Source organism: Microcoleus sp. S1D4 (assembly GCF_036700765.1).
Taxonomy (GTDB): domain Bacteria; phylum Cyanobacteriota; class Cyanobacteriia; order Cyanobacteriales; family Microcoleaceae; genus Microcoleus.
On record NZ_JAUBPP010000016.1, the window covers coordinates 118,374 to 131,869 of the forward strand.

The window sequence follows — 13,496 nt, forward strand, 5'->3', positions numbered from 1 at the left end:
GAAAGAATGTTTAAAGCTTATACCGCAGAGCTTACCCAGGTTTACCTAGGTTTTTATTAGCGGTTGAAGACTGACGGTTAAATTTAGGTTGTTTTCTTGTGTCTGCGGAGGCTGAGGATAGTTGGATTCTTGCGGAGTTTCAACCGCCGCTTGCATCTACGAGATTTTTTGGGCAATTATTATTAACTGCCTTCTCCAAAGCGATAGCCTCTACCGTAGACTGTGTTAATTAGGGTGGATTCGCCTGGGGCTTCTATTTTACGTCGCAGCAGGCGAATTTGAGCGGCTAATACGTTGCTGCTGGGTTTTTCTGTTTCACTCCACAAGTATTGGTGGATTTGTTCGTGTGTTAGCAATTGACCGGGATGGCGCATTAAGTATTCTAATAACTGACATTCTTTTTCTGATAGGTCAATTGTCCGATCGCCCCGATAAGCAATTTGATTGTCGTAGTCTAGCTGTAAGTCTGCAACTTGCAGCCGCCCGACAGCCACCTCGGCATCAAAAGTAGGGGGGCGTCGCAGCAAGGCGCGGACTCTGGCTAGCAGTTCTCGCAGTTCAAAGGGTTTAACTATATAGTCGTCTGCGCCGGCATCGAGTCCTTTGACGCGATCGTCTAGGGTATCTTTGGCGGTGAGAAATAGCACTGGTGTATTCCGTCCTTGCGATCGCAATTGCTGACAAATTGCCAGTCCGGTTTGTCGGGGCAGCATCCAATCTAAGATTAGCAAATCGTAAGATTTCTGCATTGCTAAATTGCTGCCTGTCGCGCCGTCAATTGCCACATCAACTGTATAACCTTCGCGGCTTAAAACTCGACTCAAAGGGTCAGTCAACTCAACTTCATCATCAACTAAAAGAATCCGCATCTTGATTTTACATTTTAGTTTTTTCGACTTAGCTCAAAACAAGTTTTAGATGTTAGATTTAAGCATGAATTACAGGAAGCTTGCAGATAAGTAGGTTTTGTAGGGATTTCCCCCCTGCGGTTGCTTTGTCTGCCGTGAGGTTAAGTTTAGGAATGCTTAGGTTAAGCAAACTGATTTTGCTATATTTTAAAATGTGGAATATTTTCTGATTCGCTGTAAGCTGCTGCTAGCCATTCCTGGATTGCAGGAATTGCTAAAATCGCATCAGCATAAGCTTTTCCCTCTGCATTGAATTTGACTCCGTAGGTGACAAAACGCAGGACGATGGGAGCAAACATAGCGTCAACAATTGTAAATTTTCCGAACAACATAGGGCCACCTGTTCCGAATTTTTGACGGCATTCGTGCCACATGGTAAAGATGCGGTAGATCTCTGCTTCAACACTGGGAGTCATTCCTTCTCCGGGATAGCGGTTGCGACAGTCCATCGGCATATTTTGGCGCAGATTTTGGAACCCCGCGTGCATTTCGGCGCAGATGGAACGGGCGATCGCCCTTTGGGCGATATCTGCAGGCCACAAATGATGCGCGTAGCGATCGGCAACATACTCGCAAATTGCTAAAGATTCCCACACTTTCAAGTCGCCGTCGATTAAAACAGGCACTTTTCCCGAGGGAGAATAGCGCCGAATTTCCGCGTGGCTTGTCGGCCCGTCTAGGGGGATTCTCACTTCCGTAAATTCCAGTCCAGCTTGTTTCATCACCAGCCAAGCACGCAGCGACCAAGAGGAATAATTTTTGTTGCCAATAACAAGAGTCAATTCGGTCATAGTTTAGCTGTGAGTTATTTGCGATCGCCCGTTCAATTTCCAGTTTTAGAGTTGAATACACAAAGGATAGTCCAGTTCTGTGCAACAGCCTCTGCAAGCATCTTACATTAACAACCTCCCAGCGTTCCGCGTTTTTCGGCAAACTTCGATCGGGTGGTGTCATCGAACACGCTTAATTTCAACTGAGATGAGAAACCTCTGAGCCTGGGGATTCTGGGGTGGTTAGCGGTAGGTACGGCTACTGTATAATCCATTTCCTCTGCCTCTAGACCCCCGCCTGAGAGAATTTCATCTACTGTAACTTTCAGGGAATCCGGGTCTACACTGTGAAATTCTTCGTCAAATTCTTGACTGTCAAACTCTTGATTATTTTCCATACTGACCGCCCTTTAAAAAAGTGAGTCTATAAAAACTTACTAAATATAATATATACCAAAACAAAGGATCGAGCAATAGCGTAAATTTATTGTTAACTGTGAACTATATGTGTTATTCTGAGTTTGGCAAAAGCTGTTTCTGCTTGTGCCGCGATCGCCCCTTCCCAAATTGAGCAATTTACACTTTAAAAATTGACATGATTACTGTTGCACTTCCCAAAGGCGGATTGTTAGGAGATAGTATTCGGCTGTTTAAATCGGTTGGATTAGACTTCAGCGCTTTTCTAGATTCCTCTAACCGACAACTTCAAATTTATGACCCCACCGGAACAGCAAAAGCTTTGCTAGTCAGGACGCACGACGTGCCTGTTTATGTGGAATACGGTCAAGCTGATTTGGGGATTGCCGGTTATGATGTTTTGCGGGAAAAAAAACCCAAAGTTGCTAATTTAATTGATTTACAATTTGGCAAGTGCCGGCTGTCGGTGGCGGTGAAGGAATCTAGTTCCTATCGGCGAAGTGTGGATTTGCCACCTCACGGTAGAGTTGCTTCTAAGTTCGTCAACTGTGCGAGGGAATATTTTCACAATTTGAATTTGCCGATGGAAATTGTGCCGCTTTACGGTTCTGTGGAGTTGGGGCCGATTACGGGTATGTCGGAGGCTATTGTGGATTTGGTTTCGACTGGGAAAACTTTGCGGGAAAATGGTTTGGTGGAGATTGATGTTTTGTTTGAAAGTTCGGCTTATTTGATCGGTCATCCTTTGAGTTACCGTTTGAATTCTGGGGGAGTTAATGAGTTGATTGGGAAGTTGAGGGAGCAAGTTTTGACAGCGGTTTGATGTGGGTTTAAGTTAGAAAATCTTTATCGGCTCGCAGTAAGGAACTTAGTCATTATTGTTAAATATGAGGACTGAAGTCCTTACTAGGAACGGTTTTATTTAGTTCATTTCTGAGCTGCTATTGGCAGGTATAAGACCTAGTTTTTCCCGGCATTTATCTATATAAAAACTGACGACTGTATCTGCAGGGTTTTGTTCGATTAGTTGCTGAAAATATCCTAGGGCGGCGACAAATTTTTTGGCTTGCCATCCTTGAATTCCTTTGTCAAATAAAGCCTGGGTAAGCTGCTTGGCCTGGGAGTCTGGACTGGATGCGGGCCAGATTTCGTAGATTTCAATAGCTTGCTGCTTGCCACGTGGGGTTACTCTATCGATCCACCGATAGTAATAATTGTTGCTGGCTGAATGGCTGTCGGCTGCTGTCGCGTGAGAATTTGAAATCATACTCTCCCCTATTTTTGCTTCCAAGTCACACTTTAATAATAGACTTTCTTTTGAGTTTGAATTCGGACTTATGTTATTTAGAAATTCTCTGGCATGAACGATCGCATTTTCGCTAACAATAATTTGGCAGCCATATATTTTAGTTAAATTTTCTAAGCGAGAAGCTGTATTTACTACATCGCCGATGACTGTAGAGTCCATCCGGCGATCGGAACCCAAGGTGCCGATCATGCCGATCCCGGTGTTAATTCCTGTACCGATGTTGACGGGATATTCTAAATTGTATTTATGGCGATCGGCATTAAATTCCTGCAAACTTTCTTGCATGGCTACTGCGGCTTCGATCGCATTTATAGCGTGAGAAGTCGGCAGATCGAATACTGCCATGATGGCATCGCCTAGGTATTTGTCAATAAACCCGCCGTGGGACGTGATGCAATCGTTCATTTTAGTAAAAAAAGCGTTCAACCATTCAAAGGTTTCGTGTGCTGGTTGAGATTCTGCGATCGTCGTAAACCCGCGAATGTCGCAAAATAGAATAGTCAGCTCTTCTTCTGTGACATTTCCCAATTGAATCGATTCTATGCCTTTTGGGGCAATTCGTGTGAGAATCTGCTCCGGTACAAATAGCTGAAATTTTTCAGCAATATATTCGCTGGCCTCCCAAGCTGCGGCGATTTGGCGCTGGCTTTTTTCTGTGACTTGCTGGTTGAATTGGGAAGTTACAACTTGCGATCGCATTTGGCTCAACTGCAAAATATTTTTAATTTTTGCCAGCAGCAAGCAACTGTTAAAAGGCTTTGTTAAATAATCATCTGCCATCCTTTCTAACCCTTTGAGGCGAGAGGTGTCGTCACTGAGGGCAGTCAAAAAAATCACCGGTACAGTTTGTAAAGCCGTATCCTTACGCAGGATGTCGCAGACATCAAAACCGTCCATATCCGGCATCATAATATCAAGTAAAATTAAATCTGGTCGAAATGTGCGGGCGAGGGAGAGCGCTTCATCGCCAGATAGCGCTGATACTGTGGTGTATCCTTCGACTTGCAATAACTCTTGGAGTAAAGTCAGATTATCTGGCTCGTCATCAACCAACATGATGCAGGGCGACTTGTTTGACATGGAATCTGATAGGTAAAGTTTGTCACCGACCGGCAAGGACGAAAAATTGAGGTATTTAGCAAGGATTGACGGACGATCGCCTAGAAATCGGATTTTTTTCGATAATACTGCATCCAGATTTTTAATCGGGTAAAAAACCCAATTTTTTTAGTTTAATAGCGTCCAGAACAGATTGTGTTGTATTCTTGACCTTTTCCTCTGGTTCCTGAAAAAAGATGCCCCCGCTCGATCGCCGAAATAGTTGAGTTCGGTTCAGATAAATTGATTTTACATTCAATTTAAAATTTCTCTACTATTGAGTTTAGCCTTTCGCACGATCAAATGTAATAAATTACACCTTGGTGGCAGTGAATCCAAGGCAAAACACTGTGAAAAACAGATATTTCGATTGCGTTGCTGCGCTCAAAATGACAAAAAAACGCCGAACTTGGTATTATGCACTCTGCCAAAGAAACCGGGTTTTTTACCCGATTTGTGCGCTACAACGCGCGTATTTTCGCAAAAAACCCGGTTTCTGACCACCGGTGCGTAAATGCTTTTTAAGAGAGAAAAGAACGGATAGTCGCGATCGCCAAATTAAGATCCAGCGGCTTGCTCAAATAACCAGAAGCGCCAGCTTCAAAACATCGATCGCGATCGCCAGCCATCGCCATCGCCGTCACCGCAATCATCGGTACCGAGTCCCATACAGGATCTGCCTTAACTCGCCGCATCAACTCAAAGCCGTCAACATCCGGCAATTGAATGTCCATCAAAATCAAATCCGGCAGTAACTCCGGCGCAGTAGAAGCGGCCAAAATTCGATCGACCATCGCCTTCCCATCCGCGATAATCTCTACCCCGTAGCCCTCCAATTCCATCACCTCCGAAATTAACATTTGGTTAAAAGGCTGGTCTTCCACAACCAAAATCCGCTTGCTACCAATTGGCAAAGCGATCGTAGAAGCAGGGATTAACTTAGAATCCAAAGCACAAGCAGCAAAGCTTCCCGACTCTTGACGCATCTCCGTCAAAGGCAGCCAAACGCGGAACACACTGCCGACATCGCAAACAGATTGAAAAGAAACAGTCCCTCCGTGCAGTTCCGCCAAACGCTTAGTCAAAGCCAAACCCAAACCGGTGCCTTCGTGCCGCCTAGTCAGGGAAGAATCTACCTGTTGAAAAGGGCGAAATAGCAAGTTCCAACGGTCTTGAGGAATGCCAATGCCGGAGTCTTTCACTTCCAAACAAAAATAAGGAGTGCTGTCATTTACAGGAGAACAATCCGGTCGATAATCGCCTTTGATTTCGCTGCCGTAGGCCAAACGCCCGCTGAGTTTAACTTGTCCTTGTTCCGGTGTAAATTTGATGGCATTGGAAAGTAAATTAATCACAATTTGTCGCACTCGTCGTTCGTCTATCAAAACTTTATTAATGCGGTAATCTAGTTCTGAAGACAAAGCAATCCGCTTTTTGTCTGCCCTCGGCTGAATCATTTTTAGACAATCTGTAGCGAGTTCGTGAACGCGCACTGGCAGCAAATTTAGTTCTACTTTCCCCGCTTCAATTTTAGAAAGATCCAGAATATCGTTGATTAGTTGCAACAAGTGCTGGCCGCTTTTTTCGATCAGTTCTACATAGTTGATTTGTCGAGTGCTCAACTGTCCGGCTGTTTGGCGCAGCAGCAAGTCAGAAAATCCGAGAATGCTGTTGAGAGGCGTCCGCAATTCGTGGGACATCGAAGCTAAAAACTCAGATTTCAATTGAGAAGAATACTCTAATTGTTCGTTAACTTGGCGGAGGTTTTCTTGTGTCTGAGCCCGCTCGATAGCCGTACCCAGCGTCCGACAAGCCGCTGTGAGCACTTCTTGGTGGAGGGAGGCTTGCAATTTTTTGACGTTGCGGGACTCCAGCGTCAACACTCCGATGATGGTGCCGTCGGTAGAGGCGATCGGAAAAATCCCCAATTGTCCGATTCCCGGATGTCGAAATTGTGGCACAGCATTGGGATGTTGGGCATAGTCATCGATCAACAAAGGTTGACCGGTTTCCACCACTTTCCACAGCAAACCGATGCCGTAGGGAATGCCTTTGTCGAGCAATTCTTGCATTCCGGCGGCGACTGGTTCCCCGTAACTAGCCAAAAATTGACCAGAAACTTGGTTGGAAATTGCCGCCGCTTGTCTGTCATTTCCCGAACCGCTAATTACTTTGACATCTCCGAAAGCAGCATTCGTCGCCTCTACCAAATAGCTAAGGGCAAACCTACCTATTTCTTGCAAACTGTGAGAGTTTTGCAGGCGTTCGGTTAAACCTAAAAGAAATGTCAGCCGCCTGACTTCTGCGTTCAAGCTAGCTTGGGATGTTCGGTATACCGTAACGTCTCGAAAGGTAAACAGTCTCCCGCCGCTGTTGGTAATTGTGGCGAAGACTTCCAAACAAATGCCGTTGGATTGCTCGAAATAAAATGATAAATTTTGATCCTGAGATGTTTTCAGTGCTTCCTGAAACTGTTCCCACTGCTGAAGCGACAAGTAACCGCGATCGACAATTTCGGCAAATAGCAACTCGCACTTGGGCTTTGTGGCCAGCCATTCTGGGGACAGTTCCCAAGTGTCTGCCAATTTTTTGTTAAACAAAACTAAGCACTCAGACGAGTCGAACAGAGCGATGGCATTGTCTACTTGGTTGAGAATCAGTTCTTGGTCTGCGCTCAACTGCTGCAAGTCTGTGTCCATTTTTTTTTGTCTGTAGCTCTTAGTTTTGCGGTCATAACTGTCTGCAGGTCTGCCAATAGTTATTTTATAACTCTTTACTTAATTTGACATAATTTTACGTTTGTTGGGGGTGAGGGCGATCTGCGGGCTTTGTGATCTGAGGCACTTGCTGGTTGTGGAGGGCGATCGCGCGATCGACTTGAAGTGTCTAAAAGTGCGATCGACCGTACAATTAAATCATTATATTCAGTAAAAATTGCTTTTAAATCCCTGATTATTGTGAATAAAAATTAATTTTTGGGGTCTTCTGGGTTTGCGGCGCTCATAAAAACTAATTAGAAAAGCCAGCTAATAGTCGAACTCGAAAATTGTCAAAATTAACAAATCCATAGGCTTGAAGCTTAATCACTTTGAGACGATTGTTGATTCCTGACCTAAAACCACTCGTTGTTTGGTTCAAAAAATAGTTACAAATTCCCTCGATATGATTGCGAAGAATTGTATATTTTGATGACAATCAAAAATAGTCAAATCCTCTCCCTCTCTCCCCCTCAATCGCTATAGACAATCTATATGAGCAACAGCTTACTATCCCGAATCAATTCATGTATATCGCATATATCGAACGCAGTCAAATCGAGCTTGGTGCAAAGAAATCGGGATTAGGATGAGTGGCGTTCCTCTAGAAATACCCCTAAAAATATCAGCGAGTCAAAGAAGAAGCAAGCTAAGTCTGACGAAAGAATTCGTAACTTGATTGAGGAAAAATTTGGAGCAGGTAAAAGAAGATTTAGCCTTGGTAGAGTCATGGCTAAATTTTCTAATACTTCTGAAACAACCATCGCCATAATTTTTCTGGTGATGAATATTTCCGCCTGGGTACGGCCGGCTTTTTGGCTTTTTTTATGTCTATTTCACAACACAAACCTTTTTTCAGGTTTTGAGTCTCGGATAATTAGCAAAAGTTATATTTTATCAAAAAAAAATGAGCAAAATCTATTGTTTTAAGGCGATCGCAAATTCAATCACCTTTCTAAATGCTGTTTTCTGACTTTTTCAGCAAGCCCTAATTAAGACTTGAGCAGTGCCATTGGACTAAAGTCCTCATTAGGAACATCAAGAAGTAATTTGTATATCATAAATCGGCTGATTTTTCAAGCAATTCCAGTGACAAATAAATAAATCTGGCACTTGAAGGCCGACAGAGGCGATCGCAGGTGCAGCCGGAAAAGGCCAAAGTCGATCAAACAAAATCTTCTCCCCTACAAACCCAAACTGCATCAAATAAGTCGCCGGAGGCGCATTTAAAATATCCACCAACAAACGGTAAGCCAACTGGTACAACTGCTGCCGCCAAACATCCGACAAATGCAGCGGTTGACGGTAACTCAACTCGCCCGACAATTTATCGGATTCTGCGGCGATCGCCTCAGCATAAAGCGGCCCCTTTGCTGTGTGCACCACAGGGAGCCAAAAACTGCCCTCGCCGACGGGAAAAAGCAGTTCCTCAGCCACTCGATCGCGCGCCACCGCAACATTGCGGCAAAATTTAAACACATCTTGACCCGGAAAAACCAGATGGGACGGCACATCCAGCGTCATAGGACAAACGATCGCCCCAGCGGAGGCGATCGCTCCTGAATTGAGTGCAGAAATTCCACAGATATTGACTTCGGTTAAAGGATGAGATCGAGCGATCGCCTCAAGGAGACTTGCTGCTACTTTTTGCCCGTCACCCGTCACAATCAAAACCTCAGACATTGCCAAAGCTCGGCATTTGAATCCCGCGATCGTCATCAGGATCGACACTAGGCAGATCCAAGCCCTTAGCCTTGCGATTGCGAACCGCCAGACGGTAAGTCACGCTTTGCAACTCTGTATGCAATTGGCGGTTTTCCTTTTGCAGTTGATCCAGCTTTTCCTTAATCGGCTCGATCCGTTCGGCAAACTTCTGGCGGTAAACCCCTGGCAATTCCTGAACAACTTGTTCGAGCATCCGAGAGCGATCGGTCAATTCTTGCACTGACTGCCGCAGTTGGTAAACCTCAGCATCCCGATCGGCAATTTGTTCTTGATAAAAACCCACCTGTTCTTCGACAGCTTGCAGTTGTTCGCGCATCGCCTGCATTTGAGCTTGGTGGCGATCGGAAACTTCCGGCGCAGGAACAAAACTCGTATTTCCCTTCACCAGTCTGAAAAGTTCTTGAGACAACTGCTGCACCAATTGGTCGCGCATTTGCAGCTCTTCGGTGAGACGAGATACCTCTGATTGCAGTTCTTTTGAGCTTACAAGTTTAGTTAGATTCACGATGACTCTCAGCTTTTGTTATGAATAGTAGTGTGTTTCTCTTTAAAAATATCTTTCTCTTACCGAAGAGGCAAGAGGCACTGTCAAAGTTTTTAAGCTGTGTCGGCGCGTTGGAGCGATCGAGCATCAGCCAAGGGTAAAGCTTAGTTTAACGCAGATCTGGTCTAACCGATCGCAGTCGAGAGCACTTTCCCAGCTTCGTCCAAAGTGCTTCCAAAACAGATAATTCCGTCCTCGTGACCGGCCATCGCCAGAATTTTGCGATCGGCGAGATTCTCCTCCTCAAAAAGTCTAAACATTTCTAAGGCCATTTGAGGAGTGCCGTAAGGTATTTCTTTTCTAGTAGTAGGAATTTTAAACAGCAGTTGTTGCCAGAGTTGAGGATTGTGGATGTGAATAATCGCCCCCACATCGCCAGCATGAAGGTAAAGTGCTGCGTGAGTCAGGGACTCCGACGAAGCTGGTACCGGGCCCCGGCAGCAGAGGAAATTTTGTTCTAAGTTAAATTCAGTAACAGTACAGTAGGATTCTGGCCCTAGCTGCGGCAAGTGTGCTGTCTGGGTGCCGGAAATCACGAACTGGCAAGAATTGCCAATCCTGACGCTGACGTTCCCAAACCCGATGCCATTTTCGTAGACGGCAATTAGTCCCCAAGAGTGGAGTCGATCGCGCCAGTCCATCAAATCTGCTATGTCCCCGGCAGCTACAGGGTCTGCCTCTTTCCAGTCACAGCGGTACTTAACGACTCCTTCATCCATTCATTTTCCTGCAAATTGCGGACACGACAGACACGGCTGGGTCAAATACTTTACCGAATTTGTCAAACTGCTTGTTTGCCGGCTGGGTCTAGTCTACATTCCAGTGTCGCCGTAATTGGCGATCGACATCAACAAAAAGTAAGCTACGAAAGAAGAGCCAATTATTCCAAATATCATAGGTTTAGCCTCAATTGGTGATTGCAAAAGTTAAATGTAAAAAGTACGATTTCAGGCTGGGAGTTTGATTCCAGGCTCTGGCCCGAGCTAATTTCTTCTGTGAAACTATGTAACACCCCGAACAACTTATAGCTTTAGACTACAGCATTTATACTGAGCTGAGTTACTCCCTAAAAAATATTTAACGAGAAACTATGCATTTATAGGTAACTCAAGTAAAAAGCAACCGTATATTTACGTATTTTTTTCATTATACATACAGGGAAGCAAGCGGAACACCCAAATTACATATCTTAAAGATTTTTTAACTAATTACCCAAAAAGCAAACCGATCGAGCAGTGAATGCCCGATCGGCTCTGGGTTTTCTGTGGAGCGAGCGCGCCTGCCACCTTTTAAATGTGGAAGTGATACAAGATACTGCCGTCGTCTTTAATTTCGCAATTGGCATTAAAGATTTCAGCTTGTTCGTTCAAAAAACGCTGGGCGACATCCGGCGACAGCCGCGTCTCCATCGCAAACCGCACCAAAGTGATTTCGCCGCGGTTTTCTTTGATCAGTCGGTACAAAGCACTTTGGAGCCTTTCGCTCTCTTCTCGCTGAAAAGCTGTTTTGTGCTGCCAATCCGCCACCGAAGGAATCAAACCGCGACTTACCAAAATGGCCAACAGCAGGCCAACTCCCAAAATCAGAGGCACAGTCGGATCGCTCGTGGGTGTGGCCACAATTTGCGGCGCTGTCGCGGCAGCCAAACTGCTCACCATTTCTTTTTCCGACGCTTGCGTATCCGCCATCGCGAGCTGAGTTTTGTTGTAAAAGTCTTGCTGAAGCTTCATTTGCTGCAACAGGCGAGCGCGCTCTCTTTCGTATTGGTCGAGTTGTTGTTGAGCTTGTTTGAGGTCTTGAGTGACTTTTGCCAAGCGTTGGTTGAGCGACTGATTGACTGATTGCCACCGATATCTGTTAATCAGGCGGCTTTTTTCAACCATGCCTTTCATCAACATATCCGCCGTTTGCACTGCTTGATCCCGATCGAGCGAGCGATACCCAACAGCAATCTGTAGAGGTTCTTCCGGCTTAGAAATCTTGACGCTAGCATTTTGTCGAACTTGCTGAGGCGACAGCTTAACTGCATCTGCGACTGCTTTGACAACATTATCTGCCAGCAGAACATCGGGAGTCAGTTGCTCTCCCTGCTTGAGAATTGTCGCGCCCGTGCTCGAAAATTTTACTGGCGGATTATTAGAAGCCAGAGTGCCTTGAGCCAGGAATCCCGGCAGCGGAGCTAGGCGGTAGGCTAATGCCCCTGAAATACCCATAATTACAGCAAAACTGCCTAGGGCAATCCATCTGTACTGATTTGCTGAAGATCTAAAACGTAAATTTCCCATTTTGATAGTCAAGTCATAACATTCACTTTGCTGTTGCAGCTAGTCCCAAACCAAAGAGCGATCGTCTCTTTCTTTTGAATGAAATTGACTGCGGAAAAATCACTCAGATTGTAGCGAAAAGCTCTCATATCGGCTTTTCAGAGTTGCAAATATTCATGTTTCTAAAAAAGCACCGTACCTGTGTTTTTTCCTAACTATAACCTCAGCTTTTTTGTTTGGGAATTACTCAAAAAATTGCAGGTATGACGATGATAAAGTCAAGTTTGTTGCCAATCGGGGAGCCTCGTGCGAGAGTGAAATCTTGCGGAGCCTCGCCGTGTTTGTTGACACTTAAAACTTTCACTTTTTCGCCTGCTGCAATCCTCCAATTATTTTACTTCTTGGTGTGCGTTTTGCGGAAGCGATCGCGCGGGTGGGTTGTTGCTCGATCCTGCGATCGCCCGCAGGTTGTACGGCACTTCGTTCTCATCTGAGATGCCCTCAAACTCGATACTTCTTGTCACGGCACATTCACAGCGATCGCAATTACGATTCACCCGCGCGATCGCGATTAACAAACTGCTAATTTTGCCGAGCTTCTCAAATAAGAGCGAGTAAAACAATCAAAAAAAACTTAAATATTCTTCCTAAAAAGTTACTAGCCCAGAATTATACCACGCACTAACAGTATTTGCTAAAAATAAAAAGTTGTGGAGCGGGCCACAAGACCTGCTCCACATCAAAAAACGATCGTAGGATCAAATTATGAGCGATCGACCGTACCGACGAAAGTTCAGAAGCCGATCGGCAAAATAAGACCCTCGCGGGCCATGACAGCCTTGGGGAAAGCGATTTGCACATCTTCGGCGATGCGATCGAGAAAATCGTCAGTATGAGCCGGATCGTGGTGAAAAATCACCACTCGTTTCACCCTTGCTTCCTTAGCCATTCTCACCGCTTCCTGCCAAGTCGAGTGTCCCCAACCCACCTTCGGAGACTTGGGATTGTGATATTCCTCGTCGGTGTACATCGCATCGTAGATCAGCACGTCAGCGTCGAGGGCCAAATTGTAGACATTCTCATCTAGTCGATCGGGAAAATGCTCCGTATCAGAACAGTAAACCACCGAACGTCCCTGCCAACTCACCCGATATCCCATAGCAGTATTCGGGTGATTCAGAGAACCAGTCCTAATCTCAATATCGTCCAGCATCATCGTCTGGTTGTGATTGAGTTCGTAGAAATTCAAATCTGCAGGCAAACCCATCAGCGGCACCGGCGAATTCGAGTGCAGAATCCGTTCCACAAAATGCCTTTTGAGACAATCGCCATCCGGCGGAATCGCCCCATAAATATCAAACCTATTGCCGCGGATAAAAGCTGGGGCGAACAGCGGGAAACCTTGAATGTGATCCCAGTGATAGTGAGTAAAAAACATATAAGCTTGCACCGGCATTTCTTGCATCAACTGGTCTCCCAGCATCCGCAAGCCTGTTCCGCCGTCAAAAATCAAGCGTTTGCCAGCGACTCGCATTTCCAAACAAGAAGTATTGCCGCCGTAGCGAACAGTTTCCTGTCCGGGTGTCGGAACACTGCCCCGCACGCCCCAGAACTGTACGACAAAATCATCTATACCTTTTATTGATTCGGAGGGTTGAGGGCAATCAACGGGAGTTGCCGCTACAGAGGACAAGCTGATTTCCAT

The 13,496-nt window shown here is 45.4% G+C and carries 13 protein-coding genes and 1 pseudogene; 2 read left to right on the forward strand and 12 right to left on the reverse strand.

Features of this window, described 5'->3' with window-relative positions; all coding sequences use genetic code 11:
* Positions 1 to 182: 182 nt before the first annotated feature.
* The 3 genes from rppA to QT998_RS17910 all read right to left on the reverse strand — a co-directional run bounded on the left by rppA (position 183) and on the right by QT998_RS17910 (position 2,076).
* Positions 183 to 869, reverse strand: a complete 687-nt coding sequence (gene rppA, locus QT998_RS17900; RefSeq protein ID WP_333093613.1) for a two-component system response regulator RppA — start codon at positions 867 to 869, stop codon at positions 183 to 185.
* 179 nt (positions 870 to 1,048) lie between these two features.
* Complete coding sequence (locus tag QT998_RS17905; protein ID WP_333093612.1) at positions 1,049 to 1,699, reverse strand: glutathione S-transferase family protein; 651 nt, start codon at positions 1,697 to 1,699, stop codon at positions 1,049 to 1,051.
* Positions 1,700 to 1,806: 107 nt separating this feature from the next.
* A complete protein-coding gene (locus tag QT998_RS17910) occupies positions 1,807 to 2,076 on the reverse strand; it encodes a hypothetical protein (RefSeq protein ID WP_333093611.1) in 270 nt (89 codons plus the stop codon).
* Between the two features lie 197 nt (positions 2,077 to 2,273).
* Here QT998_RS17910 and hisG point away from each other — a divergent pair, with 197 nt between their 5' ends.
* A complete protein-coding gene (gene hisG, locus QT998_RS17915; protein WP_333116575.1) occupies positions 2,274 to 2,918 on the forward strand; it encodes an ATP phosphoribosyltransferase in 645 nt (214 codons plus the stop codon).
* A gap of 99 nt (positions 2,919 to 3,017) precedes the next feature.
* Here the strand turns inward: hisG and QT998_RS17920 are convergent, their stop codons facing one another.
* The 3 genes from QT998_RS17920 to QT998_RS17930 form a co-directional block, all read right to left on the reverse strand.
* A complete protein-coding gene (locus tag QT998_RS17920; RefSeq protein ID WP_333093609.1) occupies positions 3,018 to 4,484 on the reverse strand; it encodes a response regulator in 1,467 nt (488 codons plus the stop codon).
* 539 nt (positions 4,485 to 5,023) lie between these two features.
* Complete coding sequence (locus tag QT998_RS17925) at positions 5,024 to 7,201, reverse strand: ATP-binding protein (protein ID WP_333093545.1); 2,178 nt, start codon at positions 7,199 to 7,201, stop codon at positions 5,024 to 5,026.
* Between the two features lie 310 nt (positions 7,202 to 7,511).
* The gene (locus QT998_RS17930; RefSeq protein WP_333093544.1) at positions 7,512 to 7,697 is read right to left on the reverse strand and encodes a transposase; all 186 of its coding nucleotides are present in this window, start codon (positions 7,695 to 7,697) and stop codon (positions 7,512 to 7,514) included.
* Between the two features lie 63 nt (positions 7,698 to 7,760).
* Here QT998_RS17930 and QT998_RS17935 point away from each other — a divergent pair.
* A pseudogene (locus QT998_RS17935) lies at positions 7,761 to 8,188 on the forward strand (transposase); the annotation flags it as partial.
* A 108-nt stretch (positions 8,189 to 8,296) separates the two neighbouring features.
* Here the strand turns inward: QT998_RS17935 and QT998_RS17940 are convergent.
* The 6 genes from QT998_RS17940 to QT998_RS17965 all read right to left on the reverse strand — a co-directional run bounded on the left by QT998_RS17940 (position 8,297) and on the right by QT998_RS17965 (position 13,496).
* Positions 8,297 to 8,941 carry a hypothetical protein gene (locus QT998_RS17940; protein WP_333093543.1) on the reverse strand — a complete coding sequence of 215 codons (645 nt, stop codon included), beginning with the start codon at positions 8,939 to 8,941 and terminating at the stop codon, positions 8,297 to 8,299.
* Positions 8,934 to 9,488, reverse strand: a complete 555-nt coding sequence (locus tag QT998_RS17945) for an Npun_F5560 family protein (RefSeq protein WP_194010078.1) — start codon at positions 9,486 to 9,488, stop codon at positions 8,934 to 8,936. Before QT998_RS17945 ends, QT998_RS17940 begins: the two co-directional genes overlap by 8 nt.
* A 164-nt stretch (positions 9,489 to 9,652) precedes the next feature.
* Positions 9,653 to 10,246 (reverse strand): class II aldolase/adducin family protein, encoded by a 594-nt coding sequence (locus QT998_RS17950; RefSeq protein ID WP_194010077.1) that lies wholly within the window; start codon positions 10,244 to 10,246, stop codon positions 9,653 to 9,655.
* Positions 10,247 to 10,816: 570 nt separating this feature from the next.
* Positions 10,817 to 11,812 carry a hypothetical protein gene (locus QT998_RS17955; protein WP_194010076.1) on the reverse strand — a complete coding sequence of 332 codons (996 nt, stop codon included), beginning with the start codon at positions 11,810 to 11,812 and terminating at the stop codon, positions 10,817 to 10,819.
* Between the two features lie 368 nt (positions 11,813 to 12,180).
* Complete coding sequence (locus QT998_RS17960; protein ID WP_333093541.1) at positions 12,181 to 12,414, reverse strand: hypothetical protein; 234 nt, start codon at positions 12,412 to 12,414, stop codon at positions 12,181 to 12,183.
* Positions 12,415 to 12,584: 170 nt separating this feature from the next.
* Entirely contained in the window at positions 12,585 to 13,496 is a 912-nt protein-coding gene (locus QT998_RS17965; RefSeq protein WP_333093540.1) for an MBL fold metallo-hydrolase, read from the reverse strand.

Bases quoted from the DNA above. Each gene is read 5' to 3' on its own strand.
- rppA (WP_333093613.1), bottom strand. From the start codon at position 869: ATGCGGATTCTTTTAGTTGATGATGAAGTTGAGTTGACTGACCCTTTG.
- QT998_RS17905 (WP_333093612.1), bottom strand. From the start codon at position 1,699: ATGACCGAATTGACTCTTGTTATTGGCAACAAAAATTATTCCTCTTGG.
- QT998_RS17910 (WP_333093611.1), bottom strand. From the start codon at position 2,076: ATGGAAAATAATCAAGAGTTTGACAGTCAAGAATTTGACGAAGAATTT.
- hisG (WP_333116575.1), top strand. From the start codon at position 2,274: ATGATTACTGTTGCACTTCCCAAAGGCGGATTGTTAGGAGATAGTATT.
- QT998_RS17920 (WP_333093609.1), bottom strand. From the start codon at position 4,484: ATGTCAAACAAGTCGCCCTGCATCATGTTGGTTGATGACGAGCCAGAT.
- QT998_RS17925 (WP_333093545.1), bottom strand. From the start codon at position 7,201: ATGGACACAGACTTGCAGCAGTTGAGCGCAGACCAAGAACTGATTCTC.
- QT998_RS17940 (WP_333093543.1), bottom strand. From the start codon at position 8,941: ATGTCTGAGGTTTTGATTGTGACGGGTGACGGGCAAAAAGTAGCAGCA.
- QT998_RS17950 (WP_194010077.1), bottom strand. From the start codon at position 10,246: ATGGATGAAGGAGTCGTTAAGTACCGCTGTGACTGGAAAGAGGCAGAC.
- QT998_RS17955 (WP_194010076.1), bottom strand. From the start codon at position 11,812: ATGGGAAATTTACGTTTTAGATCTTCAGCAAATCAGTACAGATGGATT.
- QT998_RS17965 (WP_333093540.1), bottom strand. From the start codon at position 13,496: ATGGAAATCAGCTTGTCCTCTGTAGCGGCAACTCCCGTTGATTGCCCT.